Here is a 21,013-nt window from a genome sequence, read left to right on the forward strand (position 1 = left end):
CCTTATGCGGATGTTGATTTATGAAAGGAGTTGATGTTTATGCACGCTGGATTTAAGAAAATCGGCTAAGTGCAAGTTCAAGAGTTTATAAAGCAGAGACAAATAATAGCCTCTTAACTGATTCATATTTCGCATCTTTTCTTCAGCTGTTAATATACATAAAAAAACAACATTAGGCTGTTATGTTAACTGTTACTAATCTTAACCATCATTTCTTTCAAAAGCCGTTATTTAACAATTTCTCGTTAACGATTAATGCGCCCAAAGTATGTTTAACAGCACCAAATGGCCAAGGAAAAACAACCTTTTTCTCAATAATTGCAGGGCTCATTAGTGTTCGAAGTGGTGAAATAAAATTTCAGGGGCAAGCGCTCTTAAGGCCCAATCACAGTGTGGCATTGGCTTCTGATAAGATTGTCTTTCCAGATTTTTTAACCGCAAAACAAGTCATTGAGCTGGTGTGTGGCTGTTGGCAATTACCTTGGCCAAGCGAGTTAATTAAAGGATTTGCATTTGGTATTCAGTTAGAGACTAAAGTGTCGGCACTGTCTTCGGGAAGTTTGAAAAAATTGCAGCTGATCACCGCGCTGGTGCGTGATGTGCCTCTACTGTTGTTAGATGAGCCCAGTGCTGCGTTAGATCACAAGAGTATCGAATTTTTATTGCCGGTATTAGTCAATAGAACTCAGCAAATAATCATTACCTGCCATGAGCCAGATCCGTTTGTTGCAAAAGGCTTTCAATTACAGGCATTAGCTAATGTTTAAGGTATTTTATCAGTATCGTGCATTGGCCTTTAATCAACAAATAGCTCTTTTATCTCATCAAATTAAGCAGTTATTAGGCATGCTTTTTGTAGTGCTTTATTCAGCTTCGCCCGGTGTGATCTTACTCATTTTTTTAGCGCTGGGGAAAATCATAAAATCAGACGGTGGAAGTGTTAATCAAGTCGGGATCGCATGGTGTTTTTTGGTTGTACAAACGGTATTTTTTTATGCCTTACGACATGCGATTTTAAATACCGAACAACGATATTTTCAGCTTAGTATCGCTAAATCGCGCTGGTGGATATGGTTGGTAGATTGTCGAAACTTGATGTTTACCCATGTTTTTTTATGGTGTTCGCTCTTTTTATTAGGAACTATGAATAGTTCTCAGCTCTCACAAAATATGCATTTTATCGTATTCACAGTATTGCAATTATTGCTTGGGATTTTATCTTTGTATCGTATGCAACAAACGGTAATGTTTTGTTTATGCAGCGCTGTATTAGTGGCTGTATTTCCTCATTTAAGTCCTTTTAGTATGCTGCTAGGCTGGTTCATATTATTGTTAGGTTGTTGCTTTATACCAAGTATTAATTGGCAAACAACCCTTTCAGTAAAAAATATGACAGGATTCTGGCTTAGTTTCTATAGCCATCATTATCAAGTATTACTCTGGCGATTGGCATGTGGTGTAGTGATAGTTACTAGCATGCTGGTATTGGCAAGAGAGCGGCCCGATTTAAATTATTATTCTGCTTATTTTAGTTATTTTACTTTACTGCTGCTAGTTGCAACATTGCATATTGAAGTGGCTAAAATTACTGCACAGTTTGGCGCATTTTTTTATTCAATTAATAAACTCGATTCATTTAATATCACACGAATATTAAACTCTACCTTGTTGTATTTTTTGTTGCTTGCATTGACGTTTCTACTCTTCAATCAATGGTGTTTAGCCGCTGGCGTGAGTATTGTGGCGGTAGTGTGTTTTTATGTTGCTGAAAAAAAACCAGAGCGGTTAGCTCTGGTTTGGGGTTGTTTTTTGGTTGGCGGCTTATTTATTTAAGCTGCTTTACTTTTTTTATTGGTACGTGCAGCACCTGCTTTTAAGTCTTCAGGATCAAAGTCATCAACATTGATCACTTGTAATCGAGCGACCTCTGCTTTGATGAGTAAATCAGCTTCTTTTTCAGTGATCACTTTTAATTCAAGGCCCATAGCCGCTACTTTATCTAACGCAAAGAAAGGTAATTTCTCACCTTTAGCCAGGCAAATTTTATCAAAAATTGGCTCTACCGCTAAAATATCTTTTAACGTTTGTTCTTGGCGTCCTATTAAATTATTAGGTTCATTGGTTAGGTAAATATGCTTCGCAAGACGATCGCGCGTAGCACTCGGTACTTGTAATAAACGAGCCACTTTTTGATCTAGGATATCAGTCGGTTTACGAACAGGGCGACCCCAAGGGAATAAAATGACTTTTAACACAGCACGCATTGGTGCGAATGGCATATTATTGATCAAATCAGCCAGTGCACGTTGGCAATGATAAAGATGCTCTTGGCAGCTCCATTGAACTAATGCAAAGTCTTCTTTTTTGCGGCCTTCATCGTTGTAACGTTTTAACGTGGCTGAGACTAAGTATAAATAGCTCAGTAGGTCGCCTAAACGCGCTGAAATTCGCTCTTTACGTTTAAGTGAACCACCAAACACCGCCATACAGATATCTGACATTAATGCTAACGAAGCACTAAATCGAGAGGCTGTTTGATAAAATTCAGCCGTTTCATCTTTATAGGGCGTTTTTGCAAATTTAGCCCCCGTTAAACCAAGCCAAACAGTACGAACAAAGCTCGAAATTGTATAACCAATGTGACCCATTAATGCAGTATCAAAGGCTTTTAGTGCTTCGTCTTTGTCAGCGATGCTGCATGATGCTAATTCATCAAGTACAAATGGGTGACAGCGAATAGCACCTTGACCATAAATGATCATATTGCGAGTTAAAATATTTGCCCCTTCAACTGTAATTGCAATAGGAGCACCTTGATAACCACGACCCAAATAGTTATTTGGGCCAAGCATGATCCCTTTTCCACCATGGATATCCATGGCATGAATAGTTGAATCGCGCATTTGTTCAGTTAAGTGATATTTGATAATTGCAGACACAACCGATGGTTTTTCACCTAAGTCAACCGCACCAGTGGACATACTGACCGCTGCATCTGAGCTATATGCATAACCAGCTAGTTTAGCAAGTGACTCTTCAATACCTTCCATATGGCCAATTGGTAAACGGAATTGACGACGAATTCGGCTATATGAACCACTTGCCAGTGCAATGGCTTTTACACCGCCGGCTGAGTTTGATGGCAATGTGATAGCGCGGCCAACAGATAAACACTCAACTAGCATACGCCAACCTTGGCCAGCCATTTTTGCGCCACCGATAATATAATCAATTGGTACAAATACATTTTCGCCTTTTGTTGGTCCATTTTGAAATGGGACGTTTAAAGGGAAATGACGACGACCAATTTCAACTCCTGGAGTATCGGTTGGAATAAGTGCACACGTGATACCAGGCTCTTTATTATCGCTGAGTAAACCATCAGGATCGCGCAATTTAAACGCTAAACCAAGCACCGTTGCGACAGGAGCTAGGGTGATGTAACGTTTGTTCCATGTAAGGTTTAAACCTAAGACTTCTTCACCATTCCACATGCCTTTACAGACAACACCGTAATCTGGAATGCTGCTCGCATCAGAGCCAGCTTCCGGCGACGTTAATGCAAAACACGGAATTTCATGACCCGACGCTAAGCGAGGTAAATAATGGTCTTTTTGTGCTTCAGTACCATAGTGTTGGAGTAATTCACCGGGGCCTAAAGAATTAGGAACGCCGACAATTGATGATAATAAAGTTGATTTGCTTGTCAGTTTTTGTAATACACACGACTGCGCAAAAGCAGAAAACTCTAAGCCACCGTATTGCTTTTTGATGATCATGGCAAAGAACTTATTGTCTTTTAAATACTGCCACACATCAGGTGGAAGATCGGTCAACTCATGCGTTGCGTGCCAATCATCAAGCATGCCACATACCGTTTCGACAGGGCCATCCATAAAGGCTTGCTCTTCTGTATTTAAACGTGGTACAGGGTATTTATGTAATTTTTTCCAATCTGGGTTACCACAAAATAAATCAGCTTCCCACCATGTTGTGCCCGCATCAATTGCTGACTTTTCGGTTTCACTCATGGTTGGGGTGACTTTTTTAAATGCGGCAAAAATAGGTTTTGTGATGTATTGCTGACGTAAGTTTGTAACAGATAATGGGATAGTAAGCGCTAAAAAGACTAACCAGCCTAAGGTTGAAATTGCACCAGTGATGCTACCAAGTAGCATATAGGCAATACCGATCCCTAGGCAAGTGTTCCAATTGGCACGATGATAACAAGCGATTGCTAAGGTAACTAGCAAACAGGCTATCAATAGAATTGTCATGTTTATTTTCCTTATTAGAGGTCTGACCACTACTTAACTAAGAGTAGCGCGTTGCTGTTTGGCTTGCAAGAGACAAAAGGCTTTATAGATAATAATAAACTCTGGCAAAATTGCTATTTTTTAGCGCTTGCGTAAACTGCTATGTTATGAAGTATTAACGAGTTTTTATATGTGTGAGTTGCTTGGTATGTCTGCAAATGTGCCGACAGATATCTGTTTTAGCTTTTCTGGATTATTAGAACGTGGAGGTAATACCGGTCCGCATCGAGATGGCTGGGGGATCACATTTTATGAAGGGAAGGGTTGTCGTACATTTAAAGATCCACTCCCAAGTTGTGAGTCCGAAATTGCTAAGTTAGTACGTGCTTACCCAATAAAAAGTTGTTCAGTGATCAGTCATATCCGACAAGGCAATCGAGGCCGCACGTGCCTTGAAAATACACACCCATTTACTCGTGAGTTATGGGGGCGTGAAATTACCTATGCCCACAATGGTCAACTATCGGATTATCAAGATTTAAAGCCTGAATTTTATCGTCCAGTTGGCAACACAGATTCTGAACTGGCTTTTTGTTGGTTGCTCGATAAAGTGAGAGAGAAATATCCAACAAAGCCAAGTAGTATGCTCGCTGTGTTTCGATATATCGCTAAATTAGCGCATAGTCTGCGTGAAAAAGGCGTTTTTAATATGTTATTAACCGATGGCGTTTATGTTTTAGCGTATTGCACTAATAATCTTCATTGGATCACGCGAAAAGCACCGTTTGGCAAAGCTACTTTGATTGATGCTGACTTAATTGTCGATTTTCAAAAAGAAACCACACCTCATGATGTTGTTACAGTGATTGCAACACGCCCACTAACCAAAGACGAGCATTGGCACAAAATGGAGTCAGGAGAATCGGTGATTTTCAAATTAGGTGAAATACAATAAAAGCGCCAATGGCGCTTTTATTTTGAGAGGTCATTCTTTCATAGGTACGATAGACTTTAACTGAACATCAAATTGTTCGACATTTTTCTCACCTTTCCACATTCGAACTAATAAGTAGTCCATCTCTGGTGCTAGCCATGCAATCGCTTGGCGTTTATCGTTATCATAGACCCGCTCAATTTTAACTGCCTCAACATTACCAAATGGGAGGGTGATGGTTTCTTTACCAATCACTTTAAAAGTGTAATGTCTAACGGCACCTTTTTTATCGACCATTTGGTAGTCAAATACTTCCTGTCCAGCTAAAAGGTCAAGACGCATTTGTTCTTGATATGAAATACCATCTTGCCAAGTATCATCCCACTCAAGCTTTAAAGGGTATTTTTCTTGATTGCTCATTACTTTCTTTGCATCGCGATCGAAATAAAGTTGATAATCATTATCTCGACCAGTGCCTTCTCGTTGCATGCGATAGCTTACAGGGGTAATTTTATTGTCAACGTAAGAAAACACAGATGACTCAGTACGTTTATCGGAAAATACCATCCAACTAATGTCACTGCTGTATTTAATTTCATAGTGACCATCTGGGCGGTGTTCAAGAGTTCGTACAGCGGTGCCATAACGTTCGCCTTTACGCATAACATCGTATTGAGCGGAATAACCAGTTAACTGGCTTGCAAAGCTTGGAGAAATAATCAAAGTGCCGAGGATAAGACAAAAGGCACTTTGATTGTTTTTAGTTGTAGTGTGCGCCTTCAGGAGGAAGTTTTTTATCATCGAGAACAGCATAGTGTGCTTCCATTGTTAGTCGTTGTTCACTGAACCACTTGACCACCAAAGGATAAATAATATGCTCTTGCTGATGAACTCGTAACGCGAGTGTCTGTGCAGTATCGTTAGGAAGAACGGGAACTTTGGCTTGTACAATGACAGGGCCGCCGTCTAGTTCTTCTGTAACAAAATGCACACTAACACCGTGTACTTCGTCTTTAGCATCTATCGCTCTTTGATGGGTATTCAGTCCCTGATACTTAGGCAACAAAGAAGGATGAATGTTCAACATTTTTCCTAAATATTTTTGCACTAAGCTAGGGGTTAGAATACGCATAAAACCAGCTAATACAATCAAATCTGGTGTAAAGCTATCAATTTTATTCATCAAAGCAGCATCATAAGCATCACGAGAGTCGAATTCCTTGTGATTTAACACAAGCGTATCGATGGATGCTTTAGTTGCTCGTTCTAGGCCCAGTACATTGGGCCTATTGCTGATAACGGCGCAAATTTCACCGTTAATATCACCTGCCTGAACCGCGTCAATAATGGCTTGTAAATTCGAACCGCTGCCCGAAATTAATACCACAATGCGCGTTGGTTTCATTTAGTTAACGCCTGTGATAACAACTTGTTCTTCATCAGCCTTAGCAGTTTGAATTTCACCAATATGCCAAGCATTTTCGCCAGCTGCAGTTAAAATCGCTAAGCTTTGCTCAACATCGGCTGCTGGAACAACAATTATCATACCTACGCCACAGTTAAATGTGCGGTACATTTCATGCGTGCTGATGTTACCATTTTCTTGTAACCAATTGAAAACAGCAGGCCATTGCCAGCTATCACCATTGATCACTGCTTTTGCAGATTCTGGTAATACGCGAGGGATGTTCTCCCAAAAGCCACCGCCAGTAATATGTGAAAGCGCATGCGCATCTACGGTTTTTAATAGCTCTAGTACTGACTTAACGTAAATACGTGTCGGTGTTAATAAATGCTCACCTAGAGGTTTACCTTCAAGCTCTGCATTTGTATCAGCACCAGAAACTTCAAGTACTTTACGTACTAAAGAGTAGCCATTTGAATGCGGGCCACTTGAGGCAAGTGCAATAATTTGGTCACCTGCAGCTACTTTTGAGCCGTCGATGATTTTTGATTTTTCAACTACGCCCACGCAAAAACCAGCGATGTCGTAATCTTCACCTTCATACATGCCAGGCATTTCAGCAGTTTCACCGCCGATTAATGAACAGTTTGAAAGCTCACAACCTTTACCGATACCAGTAACTACATCAGCTGCAGTATCAACATCAAGTTTACCAGTTGCATAATAATCGAGGAAAAAGAGTGGCTCAGCACCTTGTACAATCAGGTCGTTGACACACATTGCTACTAAATCAATACCAACGGTATCGTGCTTTTTAAGGTCAATTGCAAGACGAAGTTTAGTACCTACACCATCGGTGCCTGCAACTAATACGGGTTCTTTATAACCGGTTGGAATTTGGCAAAGAGCACCAAAACCACCTAGGCCGCCCATTACTTCGGGACGTCTGGTTCTTTTTACTGCGCCTTTAATGCGCTCAACCAGTGCGTTGCCTGCATCGATATCGACACCGGCGTCTTTGTAACTTAGAGACTGTTTTTGTTCGCTCACAGAATTTCCTTAACAGTTGCATGTGGGTTGCATAGAAAACTCGCGCATTTTACATGAATTTAGGCAGTGCGGCTAGATTAAAACCAAGGGTGTAAGAGGATTTTCGGTAAATAAACGTATAGATTGGCCGTACCTTGGTACGACCAGACTCGATGGTTAAGCGTTTGCGATAAAAATAGCGCGTAATGGGGCAGGGTAACCTTCAATGGTTTTTGTCGGGTCGAGGGGATCTAAAAAATCACTCAACGATTCTGTTGGCATCCAATCGGTTTTTCGCTGTTCATCGAGCGAAGTCATGTCCTTGTTGACGACTTTTACATTTTTAAAGCCAACACGCTCTAGCCATAACGTTAGGGCATCACAGCTTGGAATAAACCACACATTGCGCATTTTTGCGTACCGGTCAGTTGGCACTAATACGGTATTGACATCCCCTTCGATAACTAATGTTTCAAGGACTAATTCACCACCGGGTTTGAGTTGTGCTTTTAACTGGGTTAGAAAATCAATCGGGGAGCGGCGATGGTATAATACCCCCATAGAAAAAACCGTATCAAACGCTTTTAATTCAGGTAGCTGCTCTACACCCAGTGGCAGTAAATGAACACTTGGGTCGGGATGATAGTGCTTGATTGCTTGAAATTGGCATAAAAACAACTCAGTCGGGTCGATACCAACCACAAATTTCGCGCCAGCTCCTCGCATTCGCCACAAGTGATAACCCGAACCGCAGCCAATATCTAATACGGTGCGCCCATCAAGCGGTGAAATATGTTCGATGAGGCGATCCCATTTCCAATCACTGCGCCATTCAGTATCAATATGAATACCATGCAGATAAAAGGGGCCTTTACGCCAAGGCATAAGTCCTTTGAGTAAATGCGTGAGTTGCTTTTTTTGACCGTCAGAAAGTTCATCAGCGAGGCCAATTTCAACTTTATTCAGCACATTGACGTGTTCGGTATGAGCTTGAGGTAAATTTTTTAAAACTTTTTGCCAATTGGCAGATTCACCGTGGGTCGCTTCCTTTTGCCATAGAGCAAGTTGACGCGGTAAAGTTTCAAGCCAAGGCGAAAGTTCTGTTTCGGCAATTTGGCCATAAAATTGTGTAAACCAGTTATTCATGTTGTTACTTCTATTTGATGGCGATCATTGAACAAAAATTAAAGCACTGATACCACACATTCGTTTGAGAAAAACCAATGTCGGTTAAACGTTGCAAGTGCATGCTTAAAGGCTCCGGACGCATCACATTTTCAATCGCTGTGCGTTTTTGGCTAATTTCAAGTTCCGAGTACCCATTTGCGCGTTTAAAATCATGATGCAAATCGATTAATAATGAATCTGCTTGTTCGGTTTCACCGCGAAATTTTTCGCTTAATAGTAATACACCGCCTGGTTTTAATCCTTGATAGATTTTATTCAACAAGGCATGGCGTTGTTCAAGAGGGATAAACTGTAAAGTAAAATTGAGCGCAACAACTGATGCGTTTTCAATAGCGCACTCAGTGATGTCGGCTAAACGAACATCAACAGGAACTTGTGAGCGAAAACCATCTAAATGTAATCGACACCGTTCAACCATTGCTGTTGAATTATCGACCGCAATAATGGTGCAATTTTCTTTTTCAATGGTACGGCGCATGCTCAGCGTAACAGCGCCTAGCGAGCAACCCAAATCATAAAGATTCGAATTATTTTGCGCAAATTGCCCTGCTAATTTTCCCATTGTACTCACAATGGTGGCATAACCAGGCACTGAGCGCTGGATCATGTCTGGAAATACTTCAACCACTTTGGCATCAAACGTAAAGTCTGCAATTGCTTGTGAGGTTGCATAAATAGTGTCTTTAATGGTCACAGTAGCTTACCTATGCATATTCTATCGGTCCATTTTACGCATATTTACCACGTTAGTCAGTGATAAATTGCAAACTCAGTTTGTTCGGCAAAATAAAATAACGCTTCTATACTGAGGTAAGGTCTTAACAAGAGTGACAAAAATGAATAAAAATAAAGTAATTAGCACTGAGGATATCTTATCAACCCTTTGCCGTTCAGTAACCGAAGTCTTAACTTCAGCCAGTGGAAACCGCATTAGTTATTCAGCCATGGTTCAAAAAATCACCCGTACGTGTATGCGCCCCGATATTGGTTGTTTTGTTTTATTTGATGGTGGTTTTACTGGCTTAGTTGTAACTAATTTTACCGCACAAGCTGCGATGGAGATTTATGGTGATTACATGCGTAATATGGGCATGCCTGAATCTGAAATAGCTCAAAGTCATTTATCAGACGATGTGTCAAATGTCATGGGTGAGTTAATGAATCAAATTGTTGGGGATTTCACGGGAAAAGTACGCTCGCAACTGCATACCTCAATTACACAAAACCAGCCCAAAATGATGGCGATTAACAAACAAGTACAAATTTCGGTTGATACCACTATGGATAGACCTCAAGCACGTAGAGTTACGTTTACCACCCGCAATCAAAATATATTTTACTTAGAGCTTGCGATGGATAAAACAGAATTCATTAAACTTCATGACTTTGATATTGTTGAAGATGAAGACCCAGATACCATTATTGCGGATACTAAAAAACAAATTGATGACGATAAAACCGCAAAAGAAAATGCTCAACTTGAAGACGACGATGATGATGATTTTATGGCCGGACTAGGCCTGTAAATTTCTTTTAAATACTTAAGGCGCATTTTGCGCCTTTTTTATTGTTTATAGAGTTCACCTTCTTGCTCACATAAATAGATAAACAGCCGTAAATCAAGTTCGAGTTGGTGATAGCTCGGTTCCATATGCTCGCATAAATTGTAAAAGGCACGGTTATGGTCTTTTTCTTTAAAATGAGCTAATTCGTGTACGACTAATACTTTGAGTAATGCTTCTGGTGCTGATTTCAATTGTGCAGCAATGGCAATTTCATGGGCGCTTTTTAATTTTCCACCATGGTTTTTACTTGTAAAGGTATGAGTTCCTAACGCATTTTGTACTAAATCTTTTTGTTTTTTATAAATGACTTTATTAATAGCAGGCGTATTTTTTAGAAATTGTTGTTTTAACTGATTTGTAAAACTAAATAAGGCTTTGTCTGAGCTGATCTTATGGGGCTGAGGATATTTATTTAATAAGTATTTTTTTAACTTGCCTTGTTTTATCAAGTTACTGATTTGGTGTTGAATGTTTTCTGGGTAACCTGAAAAATAGTGTTTTTCGCTCATTATGTAGCCCAAGTTTGTAAAAGTACGATCATATCAAATTCAAGTCTGAAGTCAGAGCGCTAAAACAAACTGTTTTGTTTACTTTCTTTTTCAGCTAAAAAAGGTTTTAAAACTGGGTGGTCTAACCCTAAATCGTGCATAAATTGACGTGCTAGCAAAGGGGAGTCGTGATTGTCGGCAGTATGAAAAAAGACATAAGGTGTTTTACCCTCACCAAGCCATTGTTTAATTTTTCCAAGCCAAGGATTATAAAAAGGGCGATTGCTAGGTAAATCAGTACAGCCAACAAAGCGGATAATGGGGGCGTTACCTGTACTTATGACATGCAAAGGTACTTTTGGTTTTTTATTTTGTGCATCAATAATGGCTTCAGATGTAGGCGCTTCGCTAAATAAAGGCCGGGTATCCATCATCACTCTATCTACATTATGTTTGATTAAGAGTTGGTTTAGGGCTATTTCGTGCTCGTCTTTATTAAAAAAACCAAGATTTCTAACTTCAACCGAGCATGGGAGTTGTGCGGGAATATGAGCTAAAAAATCAGCCAATCTAGGTAAGTGGACTGGGCTAAAAGATTTAGGTAATTGCAACATCACCGAACCAATGTGTGGAAATAAAGGGCTAAAGAGTTGGCACCACTGTTTAAAATCGTTGCTCACATTTAATAGCGCAGCTTCGTGAGAAATACGTTTTGGGATCTTAAATGTAAATTTAAAACTGGATGGAATGCTGTGTTGCCACCTTAAAATAGTCTCTGGGCTCGGATCGGCATAAAAGCTGGTATTGCCTTCTACCGAATTAAAAATTTGCGCATATTGGCTGAGCATCTCAACGTTCGAACAATCGCGAGTTAAAAATCGACCTTTCCAATGTGCCGAGCCCCATTGTGGGCATCCTAAATACAGCATGATGATAAATAATCCGGTGGCAATTGCGTATAAGCATACCAAAGACTTGTATTGCATGCGACGCCATAAAAATAATTGCGCTTTAACGGCTTAGTTAGATGACATTGACGAGGATTTTTATATAATTGGCGCTAATTTTTTTAAACGAATCGAGTTAATTAGCCAATTTAGCGGCTAATACTGAGACTGACAGGATAACTATGCGCTCTATATATTGCGGACAACTAAATAAAACCCATCTAGAACAAACCGTTGAGCTTTGTGGTTGGATCAATAAACGCCGTGACCTTGGTGGTTTAATCTTTATTGATTTACGTGACCGTGAAGGTGTGGTGCAAGTGGTATTTGATCCAGAAGTTGCCGGATTAATGGATACAGCGAATCAGCTTCGTAATGAATTCTGTGTAAAAGTCACCGGTGTTGTTCGCGCACGTCCTGATAGCCAAGTGAATAAAGGGATGGCAACAGGCGAAGTTGAAATTTTAGGTAAAGGGCTTCAAATCATTAATCGTTCAGAGCCGTTACCGTTAGATTTTAACCAAGTTAACTCTGAAGAAATGCGTTTAAAATACCGTTATTTAGATTTACGTCGTTTAGAAATGAGTGATCGTATTAAATTACGCGCTAAAGCAAGTAGCTTTGTGCGTCGCTTTTTAGATGAAAACGGCTTTTTAGATATTGAAACACCTGTTTTAACTAAAGCAACGCCAGAAGGTGCGCGTGACTATTTAGTACCAAGCCGTGTTCATAAAGGTAGTTTTTATGCGCTACCACAATCACCGCAGCTATTTAAGCAATTGCTCATGATGTCTGGGTTTGACCGTTACTATCAAATTGTTAAATGTTTCCGTGATGAAGATTTACGTGCTGATCGCCAACCTGAATTCACTCAAATCGATATTGAAACGTCGTTTATGAGTTCAGATCAAGTACGTGCAATCACTGAAAAAATGATCCGACAAATGTGGAATGAATTACTGAGTGCTGATTTGGGTGATTTCCCTGTAATGCCATACTACGAAGCAATGTCGCGTTATGGTTCAGATAAGCCAGATTTACGTAACCCGCTTGAATTAGTTGATGTCGCTGACTTATTAAAAGATGTTGAATTTCAAGTGTTTGCAGGGCCTGCGAATAATCCAAAAGGCCGTGTAGCAGTGATTTGTGTGCCTGGTGGTGCTGAGCTGTCACGTAAACAAATTGATGACTATACCAAGTTTATTGGTATTTATGGCGCTAAAGGTTTGGCGTGGATGAAAATCACCGACCGTACTTTAGGTGCTGAAGGTGTGCAATCTCCAATCGCTAAATTTTTATCATCAGACATCATTGAAGCAATTTTAGCGCGTACTAACGCACAAACTGGCGATATTATTTTATTCGGCGCAGATAAGAAAAATGTTGTTAATGAAGCAATGGGTGCACTTCGTATCAAGTTAGGTTTAGATTTAAACTTAACAGATTTAAAAGCATGGGCACCGTTGTGGGTTGTTGATTTCCCAATGTTTGAAGAAGATGATGAAGGCACATTACACGCAGTGCATCATCCGTTTACAGCGCCAAAAAATATGACTCCAGCACAGCTAGAGGCTGATCCGGCATCTGCAATTTCAGATGCGTATGACATGGTCTTAAATGGCTATGAAGTGGGCGGTGGTTCGGTGCGTATTTTTAACAACGACATGCAAGCTACAGCGTTTAGAATTTTAGGTATTAATGAGCAAGAGCAACAAGATAAGTTTGGTTTCTTACTTGATGCATTAAAGTACGGCACGCCTCCACATGCAGGTCTTGCATTTGGTTTAGACCGTTTAACGATGTTGTTATGTGGTACTGATAATATTCGTGACGTTATTGCGTTCCCTAAAACAACTCAAGCGTCGTGTTTATTAACCAATGCACCAAGTATTGCTAATCCTGATTCATTAAAAGAATTAGCAGTTGCAGTTGCGTTGCCAACAAAAGATGCTTAATTAAATTAGATGAATAAAAAAGACGGCCTTGGCCGTCTTTTTTATTGTTTAATTTTTACCATTCTATAATTAATCGTAAATGCACTGGTAATTTATACAGTTGTAAGGCATCATTTAGCGGATTTTAATGTATTAAAAGGCAGGGCGTTTGGCAATTATTTTAGGAATTGACCCAGGGTCACGTTTAACGGGTTACGGCGTAATTCGTTTGCAAGGGAGTAAATACAGTTATTTAGGCAGTGGCTGTATTCGGCTTGGTGATAAACCTTTAGCTGAACGTTTAAAAATGATTTATTTAGGTGTGAGCCAAATTATTGAGCAATATCAACCAACCGCCTTTGCCATTGAGCAAGTTTTTATGGCTCATAATCCTGATTCTGCATTAAAACTTGGCCAAGCTCGGGGAGCCGCTATTGTTGCGGCAACAATGGCTGATTTATTGGTCTGTGAGTATTCAGCGAGGCAAGTCAAACAAGCGGTGGTGGGCAATGGTGGTGCTGATAAAAAACAAGTTCAGCATATGGTTAAAACCTTACTGACACTGCCAAGTATGCCACAAGCTGATGCTGCCGATGCGCTTGCGATTGCGATGTGTCATGGGCATTCTCAGCAAAGTTTAATTAAATTAGCCGGACAAGCGAAAAAAACCGTCCGCGGTCGATTAAGGTAATCACATGATTGGAAGATTAAGTGGCATTTTAGTAGAAAAGCAACCTCCTCAAATTTTATTGGATGTAGCCGGTGTTGGTTACGAGGTTCATTTACCGATGACCTGTTTTTACCATCTCCCTAAAGAAGGTGAAAAAACAACGCTGTATACCCATTTTGTAGTACGTGAAGACGCGCAATTGTTGTTTGGTTTTAATCATAAAGCCGAACGGGCGTTGTTTCGTGAGCTGCTTAAAGCCAATGGCGTTGGCCCGAAACTTGGGTTAGCTATTTTATCAGGTATGTCGGCTGATCAATTTGTTCAGTGCGTGCAGCATGAAGATGCAACCAGTTTAGTTAAATTGCCTGGCGTGGGTAAAAAAACGGCCGAGCGCTTAGTGCTGGAAATGAAAGATAGATTAAAAGACTGGGGCCGAGATTTATTTAACCCCACGAGTAACGAACTCGTACTTGAAATGCAGCATGGACCAAATACACACGATAGTGCTGAAGATGATGCAATTGCAGCCTTAGTCGCATTAGGGTATAAACAAGCCCAAGCAGAAAAAACGGTTAAAAGTTTACGCGCACCGGGTAAAACCTCAGAAGTTTTGATCCGTGAAGCGCTTAAATCAATGCTATAAGCGAAAAAGAGACAGGCATGATAGAAGCAGATCGACTGATCGAACCCACCGAAGTAGGTAATGAAGATAGTATTGACCGTGCTATTAGACCAAAAATGTTAGCTGATTATACCGGTCAGCCCCATGTAAAAGGGCAGATGGAGATTTTTATTCAAGCAGCTAATAGTAGGCAAGAAGCGCTTGATCACTTACTTATCTTTGGTCCACCAGGGCTTGGTAAAACGACTCTTGCTAATATTGTCGCCAATGAGTTAGGTGTCAGTATTAAAACTACCTCAGGCCCTGTGCTTGAAAAAGCCGGCGACTTAGCGGCCATGCTCACGAATCTTGAAGCTCATGATGTGCTATTTATTGATGAAATTCATCGGCTCAGCCCACATATAGAAGAAATTTTATATCCAGCCATGGAAGACTACCAACTTGATATTATGATTGGTGAAGGCCCCGCTGCACGTTCAATTAAACTCGATTTACCCCCATTTACCTTAATTGGTGCAACTACACGAGCAGGCTCATTAACATCACCGCTTCGAGATCGATTTGGGATTGTGCAGCGTTTAGAATTTTATTCTGTTGCTGATTTATCCAGTATTGTAAAACGCTCTGCTCATTACCTAAATTTGCAAATGGATGATGAAGGTGCCAACGAAATAGCAATGCGTTCTCGCGGTACGCCACGCATTGCAAATCGTTTGCTTCGTCGTGTTCGTGATTACGCACAGGTTAAAGCTGATGGTACAGTTAATCAACACATTGCCAGTCTTGCGCTAGATATGGTGGATGTTGATAAGCAAGGGTTTGATTTTATGGATAGAAAGTATCTATTGGCTGTAATTGAAAAGTTTTCAGGTGGCCCCGTAGGGCTTGATAATATAGCGGCTGCAATCGGTGAAGAGCGCGAAACCATTGAAGATGTAATAGAACCTTATTTGATCCAACAAGGGTTTATTCAACGTACGCCTCGAGGGCGAATAGTGTCCGATAGAGCCTACCTACATTTTGGTTTGATAATTAAAGATACATGACTAAAAAAACACCGCTTCGGCGGTGTCTTTTTAGTCATGTGGAAATTCAACAGAGAGTAACACATTTTTGTCGGAATAAATGTTTGGACTCGTTGCTGCTTATTTAAACTCTGTTCTGGATAAGAGACTTAACAGTGTATTGAATTAGCGGTGAATCTTGAGTTTATTTACCAAAACGGTTGGCTTTATCTAGCTACTCACTGTTTATTACTCTCATCGATAACAGTCTGAAAAGCTGAAATTACAGGCAAAAAAAAGCCCGCGTTCAATAAGAATGCGGGCAAAACAACAAGTTGAAGGAAGTATCCAGGGAACATTAAATGTCTGACGTTTAATGTAGAGTAAAATGAAAAATCAGAATCACTTTACTGGTAACTGGTGAGGAGCAACGCTGCTCCTTCAGTACAAGTTAAATATTACAGATAAGTTGCAAAGTGTTCAAACTAGAAAAATTTAACATTCAGATAAAAATAACTAATGTGAAGAATTATTTAAATGAAATATGTATTTGTCTTAGGCAATAAACAACAGTTAAGTATCTGATTTTATATGTTCACTTTAATTTTGTTTTATTATTGAACAATTAAAATATGTATCTCGAAATTTATTTTTTTATGCGCGTTGTATCGTCAAACGAGTTTGTATTAATCACCATTTTACAGATTATTTATTGGTTTTTTATTTAATATTTATCGATGTTAGTCAGTGAATATTCAGAATCGACATTTTTGCGAAATTTATTTTTAAATATTCACTTTTTATCTGCTAGACAGTGATTGTAAGTCGTGATTTGTCTCGTTACACTAGGGCATATTTAAAGGGCTTAGTGATATAAACATCTTGTTTATGAACTTATTTTTAATCATTAAGACTAATTTAGCCAATAAAACATATCAAGCGCACAAATTTGGAGACTATTGTAGTGACCGCAGAACTTTCGTTTATAGACCTAATCTTAAAAGCCAGCTTTTTAGTACAAATGGTAATGTTGATGTTGGTTGGCTTATCTGTTATCTCATGGACTATGATTTTTCAGCGTCAAAAAGCATTAAAAGAAGCCCAAATTCAAGCCAAAAAGTTTGAAGATAAATTTTGGTCTGGCACTGATTTAAGCAAAATTTACACCGAGCTATCTGCGCGCCAACAAAGTCTTGATGGGTTAGAGTCATTATTTACTGCCGGTTTTAAAGAGTTTGCTCGTTTATCAAAAAGTAATTTAACTGCCGCTGGAACGATAATGGATGGTACTCATCGTGCAATGCGAGTAGCACTTTCAAGAGAGATGGAAAAACTAGAATCAAGCTTATCTTTTTTAGCAACAGTGGGTTCAATTAGTCCTTACATCGGTTTATTTGGTACCGTATGGGGAATTATGAATGCCTTTATCGCGTTAGGTCAGGTAAAGCAAGCCACTTTGCAAATGGTTGCACCTGGTATTGCAGAAGCACTAATCGCAACAGCAATGGGCTTATTTGCTGCTATCCCTGCGGTAATTGCGTATAACCGTTTTGCACATAAAGTAGAAAAGATTGAGTCAAACTACGGTAATTTTATGGAGGAGTTTTCAAATATTCTTCATCGTCAAGCAGTTGCGCAAAATGAGGCGCAACAATAATGTATCAACGTAAAAAACGTCGCCCTGTTGCTGAGATTAATGTTGTTCCTTATATCGATGTTATGTTGGTGTTGTTAATTATTTTTATGGCTACAGCGCCTTTGATTAATCATGGTGTGAACGTTGAATTACCAAAAATGGTGCAGTCAGAGGTTGTAGAAAGTAAAGATGCGCCGCCAATTGTTATATCGATTAATGCAGAAGGTCAGTATTTTGCGAGCATCGGAATTGACCCTGAAGAACCAATGGATGCTATTGATATTGCTGCGCAAGTAAAACTTGCTATTGATAAAGACCCCTTAACACCCGTTATGATAAAAGGTGATGGGCGAGTATCTTATCAAGAAGTTCTGCTATTAATGGATTTTTTAAAACGTGCAGGTGTACCATCTGTGGGTTTGATGACTGAATCATTTGAGAAATAATTGTGCTGTTTAACGAAATACTCCCCTCATTATTAAAATCGACCGGCTTACATGTTGGATTGGTTGTTGTATTGGTATTAAGTGCTAGTTTTGAATCCTCAGAACCTAAGGTACTTGAAGTACAACTTAATAGCCCGCAAGAACTTGCCGAAAGTCAAGATGCGGTTGAAGCAATAGCAGTCGATCAACAAGCTGTTAATCAACGAATTGAAGAGCTTAAAAAACAAGATGCGAACAAAAAGCGTGACGAGCAACAGCGTTTACGTGATTTGGAAAAAAGAGCCGAAAATGCTAAAAAACAGCGAGAAGAAGAAGCTCAGCGTATCAAAAAATTAGAAGAGCAAAGAAAACAAAAAGAACTTGAGAAGAAAGAGGCAGATGCCGCTGCTGCTCAAGCGCAAAAAAAGCAAAAAGATGAACAAAATAAAGCCAAACAAGCTGAAGAAGAGAAGTTAAAATCGCAAAAAGCAGCACAAGATGCGCTTGCTGAGCGTAAAAAACAGGAAGAAGCGTTAAAAAAAGCTGAGCAAGATCGTCTGAAAAAAGAAGCAGAGGCTAAAGCAGAAGCAGAGCGTAAACGAAGACAAGCTCAAGAAGAGCAAATATTGCAAGAGCAATTAGCTCAGGAGCAGGCCTCTCGTAATCGTGCAAAACGTCAGCAGGTTTTAACTGAAGTTGAAAAGTATCAGGCGATGATCCAAGCAAGGATCCAGCAAAACCTTCTTCAAGATGAGAATATGAAAGGAAAGCAGTGCAAGGTAAATATAAAACTTGCATTTAATGGGCTTGTTACTCAGGTACAATCTTTAGGTGGAGATAAGCAAGTGTGTGAAGCTGTGATCCGTGCCATCAGATTGGCCGAAACTTTACCAGTGTCAAAAGACAAAGATGTTTTTGAGCAACTTAAAAATATTAATTTAACATTTAAACCTGAGTTATAAGGGGTCGTATGTTCAACAGATTTAAATATTTAGTCGGTTTAACCTTACTCATTACGAGTAGCCAGCTTTTTGCGGCACTTGAGATATTTATCACTGAAGGGGTTAACTCTGCTCGTCCCATTGGTGTAGTGCCTTTTAAATATATCGGTGTTGGTGCCGCTCCTGCTGATATTGCTGAAGTAATTGCAGCTGATTTACGCAGAAGTGGTAAATTCAATCCTATTGCTACGATTAACATGCCACAAAAACCGACAAAAGATAGTGAAGTTGACTACGGTGCTTGGGCGCAAGAAGGTGTTGAAGCAATTGTTGTAGGTCGAGTTGAGCAGCAAACGGGTGGTCGTTATTTAGTTAGTTACGAGCTAATTGATGTATTAAGAGGTCAGTTAACGGGTGGTCAAACTCAAGCGCTGAGTAATGGTCGATTAGTAAATAACCAAGATCATGTATTAGATTCGCGTCAAACGGTGATTAGTGATGATAGTTTTCGTCGTTACGGTCACAGAATTAGTGATGTAGTTTATGAAGCACTCACAGGTGAGCGTGGTGCATTTTTGACGAAAGTAGCGTATGTACTTGTGCGTGATGAACAGGCAATGCCTTATCAATTAGTTGTTGCAGATTATGACGGCTACAACGAGCAAGTCTTATTGCGCTCTAAAGAGCCTTTAATGTCACCTGATTGGTCACCTGATGGTACAAAGTTGGCTTATGTGACATTTGAAAATCGTCAAAGCCAGATTTATATCCAAGATATCTATACAGGTAAGCGTGAACGTTTAACGTCTCACCCAGGAATTAATGGCGCACCAAAATTCTCACCTGATGGTAAAAAATTGGCACTTGTTCTATCAAAAGATAAAGATGGAGCGACTGAAATTTATGTGATGGACTTAAAAACACGCGTAGAAAGAAGAGTAACGCGTCATCGCAGTATTGATACAGAGCCAAGTTGGCATCCAAATAGCCAAGAAATTGTTTTTACATCCGAAAGAGGTGGTAATGCCCAAATTTATAGCGTAAATTTAGCAACTGGAAAAACGCGTCGGTTAACGTTTGACGGTGACATGAATTTAGCAGGGTCAATTACGCCAGATGGTAAAGATTTGATCATGGTAAATCGTACCGCAGGTCGCTACCATATCGCGAAAAAAGAACTTAAAACAGGCGATTTCCAGGTTTTAACTGGCACTCGACTGGATGAGTCACCGAGCATGGCACCAAATGGCTCGATGATAATTTATAGTACGCTACATGATAATAAGCAGGTACTTGCTTTAGTTTCAACAGATGGACGTTTTAAAGCGCGTCTTCCTGTTGCAAACGGACAAGTTAAAGCACCCGCTTGGTCACCATTTTTATAACAACTGGTTTCATTTTTAACAAAGGAATCTAATTTAATGCAACTTAATAAAGTTTTAAAAGCATTGCTAATCGCAGTGCCAGTAATGACATTGGCAGCATGTAGCTCTTCATCAAATGTTGATGAAAGTGCGTCACAGAATCAAACGAATCAAGCACAAGAAGTTGAGCAAGTTCAAGTAGAAACAATCGCACGTGAGAAAACAGCTGAAGAAAAGTTACGTGAGAAATATGAAGCACTTCGTCAAGAGCAAGTAATCTACTTTGATTTTGATACTGCAACAGTAAGCAGCCAATATGCTGAATTACTGCAAGCACATGCTGACTTTTTAGTAAAAAACCCATCAGTTAAAGTATTAGTAGAAGGTCACGCCGATGAGCGTGGTACGCCAGAATACAATATCGCTTTAGGTGAGCGTCGTGGTGATGCTGTAGTTACTTATTTACAAAGCTTAGGTGTATCTTCAAGCCAAGTATCTGTAGTGAGCTATGGTGAAGAAAAACCAATGATTAAATCTCGCACTGAAGAAGCTTTTGCTAAAAACCGTCGTGCGGTTTTAGTGTACTAAAATAAAGAAAAGAAAAT

General features: G+C 39.8%; 21 protein-coding genes. 13 read left to right on the forward strand and 8 right to left on the reverse strand.

Annotated features, from left to right (window positions below; genetic code table 11):
• The first annotated feature begins 182 nt into the window (after positions 1–182).
• Both AC3KZC_RS06265 and AC3KZC_RS06270 read left to right on the forward strand, forming a co-directional pair.
• Positions 183–767, forward strand: a complete 585-nt coding sequence (locus AC3KZC_RS06265) for an ABC transporter ATP-binding protein (protein ID WP_490580353.1) — start codon at positions 183–185, stop codon at positions 765–767.
• Complete coding sequence (locus tag AC3KZC_RS06270) at positions 760–1,833, forward strand: DUF6136 family protein (RefSeq protein ID WP_490580352.1); 1,074 nt, start codon at positions 760–762, stop codon at positions 1,831–1,833. Before AC3KZC_RS06265 ends, AC3KZC_RS06270 begins: the two co-directional genes overlap by 8 nt.
• Here the strand turns inward: AC3KZC_RS06270 and fadE are convergent.
• Positions 1,830–4,277 (reverse strand): acyl-CoA dehydrogenase FadE, encoded by a 2,448-nt coding sequence (fadE, locus tag AC3KZC_RS06275; protein WP_490580351.1) that lies wholly within the window; start codon positions 4,275–4,277, stop codon positions 1,830–1,832. The genes AC3KZC_RS06270 and fadE overlap by 4 nt on opposite strands.
• Before the next feature lie 169 nt (positions 4,278–4,446).
• On the opposite strand from fadE, the gene AC3KZC_RS06280 reads away from it, so the two are divergent.
• Positions 4,447–5,211, forward strand: a complete 765-nt coding sequence (locus tag AC3KZC_RS06280; RefSeq protein WP_490580350.1) for a class II glutamine amidotransferase — start codon at positions 4,447–4,449, stop codon at positions 5,209–5,211.
• 30 nt (positions 5,212–5,241) lie between these two features.
• Here the strand turns inward: AC3KZC_RS06280 and AC3KZC_RS06285 are convergent, their stop codons facing one another.
• The 5 genes from AC3KZC_RS06285 to cmoA all read right to left on the reverse strand — a co-directional run bounded on the left by AC3KZC_RS06285 (position 5,242) and on the right by cmoA (position 9,506).
• On the reverse strand, positions 5,242–5,991 hold the full coding sequence (locus tag AC3KZC_RS06285) for a DUF3108 domain-containing protein (protein WP_490580349.1): 750 nt from the start codon (positions 5,989–5,991) through the stop codon (positions 5,242–5,244).
• Positions 5,951–6,595 carry a phosphoribosylglycinamide formyltransferase gene (purN, locus tag AC3KZC_RS06290; RefSeq protein ID WP_490580348.1) on the reverse strand — a complete coding sequence of 215 codons (645 nt, stop codon included), beginning with the start codon at positions 6,593–6,595 and terminating at the stop codon, positions 5,951–5,953. The genes AC3KZC_RS06285 and purN overlap by 41 nt, the downstream gene beginning before the upstream one ends.
• Complete coding sequence (gene purM / locus AC3KZC_RS06295; protein ID WP_490580347.1) at positions 6,596–7,645, reverse strand: phosphoribosylformylglycinamidine cyclo-ligase; 1,050 nt, start codon at positions 7,643–7,645, stop codon at positions 6,596–6,598.
• 156 nt (positions 7,646–7,801) lie between these two features.
• The gene (gene cmoB / locus AC3KZC_RS06300) at positions 7,802–8,770 is read right to left on the reverse strand and encodes a tRNA 5-methoxyuridine(34)/uridine 5-oxyacetic acid(34) synthase CmoB (RefSeq protein WP_490580346.1); all 969 of its coding nucleotides are present in this window, start codon (positions 8,768–8,770) and stop codon (positions 7,802–7,804) included.
• Between the two features lie 10 nt (positions 8,771–8,780).
• Complete coding sequence (gene cmoA / locus AC3KZC_RS06305) at positions 8,781–9,506, reverse strand: carboxy-S-adenosyl-L-methionine synthase CmoA (RefSeq protein ID WP_490580345.1); 726 nt, start codon at positions 9,504–9,506, stop codon at positions 8,781–8,783.
• Between the two features lie 142 nt (positions 9,507–9,648).
• Here cmoA and AC3KZC_RS06310 point away from each other — a divergent pair, with 142 nt between their 5' ends.
• Complete coding sequence (locus AC3KZC_RS06310; protein WP_490580344.1) at positions 9,649–10,338, forward strand: DUF3334 family protein; 690 nt, start codon at positions 9,649–9,651, stop codon at positions 10,336–10,338.
• A 38-nt stretch (positions 10,339–10,376) separates the two neighbouring features.
• On the opposite strand, the gene AC3KZC_RS06315 is transcribed toward AC3KZC_RS06310, so the two are convergent.
• Together AC3KZC_RS06315 and AC3KZC_RS06320 are read right to left on the reverse strand one after the other, a co-directional pair.
• The gene (locus AC3KZC_RS06315; protein WP_490580343.1) at positions 10,377–10,886 is read right to left on the reverse strand and encodes a M48 metallopeptidase family protein; all 510 of its coding nucleotides are present in this window, start codon (positions 10,884–10,886) and stop codon (positions 10,377–10,379) included.
• A gap of 59 nt (positions 10,887–10,945) precedes the next feature.
• On the reverse strand, positions 10,946–11,794 hold the full coding sequence (locus AC3KZC_RS06320) for a DUF72 domain-containing protein (protein ID WP_490580355.1): 849 nt from the start codon (positions 11,792–11,794) through the stop codon (positions 10,946–10,948).
• Positions 11,795–11,994: 200 nt separating this feature from the next.
• On the opposite strand from AC3KZC_RS06320, the gene aspS reads away from it, so the two are divergent.
• The 9 genes from aspS (at position 11,995) to pal (ending at position 20,996) form a co-directional block, all read left to right on the forward strand.
• Positions 11,995–13,767: an aspartate--tRNA ligase gene (aspS, locus tag AC3KZC_RS06325; protein ID WP_490580342.1), complete on the forward strand. Its 1,773-nt coding sequence runs from the start codon at positions 11,995–11,997 to the stop codon at positions 13,765–13,767.
• A gap of 148 nt (positions 13,768–13,915) precedes the next feature.
• On the forward strand, positions 13,916–14,437 hold the full coding sequence (ruvC, locus tag AC3KZC_RS06330) for a crossover junction endodeoxyribonuclease RuvC (RefSeq protein WP_490580341.1): 522 nt from the start codon (positions 13,916–13,918) through the stop codon (positions 14,435–14,437).
• Positions 14,438–14,441: 4 nt separating this feature from the next.
• On the forward strand, positions 14,442–15,059 hold the full coding sequence (gene ruvA / locus AC3KZC_RS06335; protein WP_490580340.1) for a Holliday junction branch migration protein RuvA: 618 nt from the start codon (positions 14,442–14,444) through the stop codon (positions 15,057–15,059).
• Between the two features lie 17 nt (positions 15,060–15,076).
• Positions 15,077–16,084 carry a Holliday junction branch migration DNA helicase RuvB gene (ruvB, locus tag AC3KZC_RS06340; protein ID WP_490580339.1) on the forward strand — a complete coding sequence of 336 codons (1,008 nt, stop codon included), beginning with the start codon at positions 15,077–15,079 and terminating at the stop codon, positions 16,082–16,084.
• Positions 16,085–17,006: 922 nt separating this feature from the next.
• Positions 17,007–17,699, forward strand: a complete 693-nt coding sequence (gene tolQ / locus AC3KZC_RS06345; protein WP_490580338.1) for a protein TolQ — start codon at positions 17,007–17,009, stop codon at positions 17,697–17,699.
• Entirely contained in the window at positions 17,699–18,124 is a 426-nt protein-coding gene (gene tolR, locus AC3KZC_RS06350) for a protein TolR (RefSeq protein WP_490580337.1), read from the forward strand. Before tolQ ends, tolR begins: the two co-directional genes overlap by 1 nt.
• A gap of 17 nt (positions 18,125–18,141) precedes the next feature.
• Positions 18,142–19,065, forward strand: a complete 924-nt coding sequence (gene tolA, locus AC3KZC_RS06355) for a cell envelope integrity protein TolA (protein ID WP_490580354.1) — start codon at positions 18,142–18,144, stop codon at positions 19,063–19,065.
• An 8-nt stretch (positions 19,066–19,073) separates the two neighbouring features.
• A complete protein-coding gene (gene tolB / locus AC3KZC_RS06360; RefSeq protein WP_490580336.1) occupies positions 19,074–20,429 on the forward strand; it encodes a Tol-Pal system beta propeller repeat protein TolB in 1,356 nt (451 codons plus the stop codon).
• 36 nt (positions 20,430–20,465) lie between these two features.
• A complete protein-coding gene (gene pal, locus AC3KZC_RS06365; protein WP_490580335.1) occupies positions 20,466–20,996 on the forward strand; it encodes a peptidoglycan-associated lipoprotein Pal in 531 nt (176 codons plus the stop codon).
• Positions 20,997–21,013 lie beyond the last annotated feature (17 nt).

Source organism: Pseudoalteromonas sp. J2K-J031 (assembly GCF_058197095.2).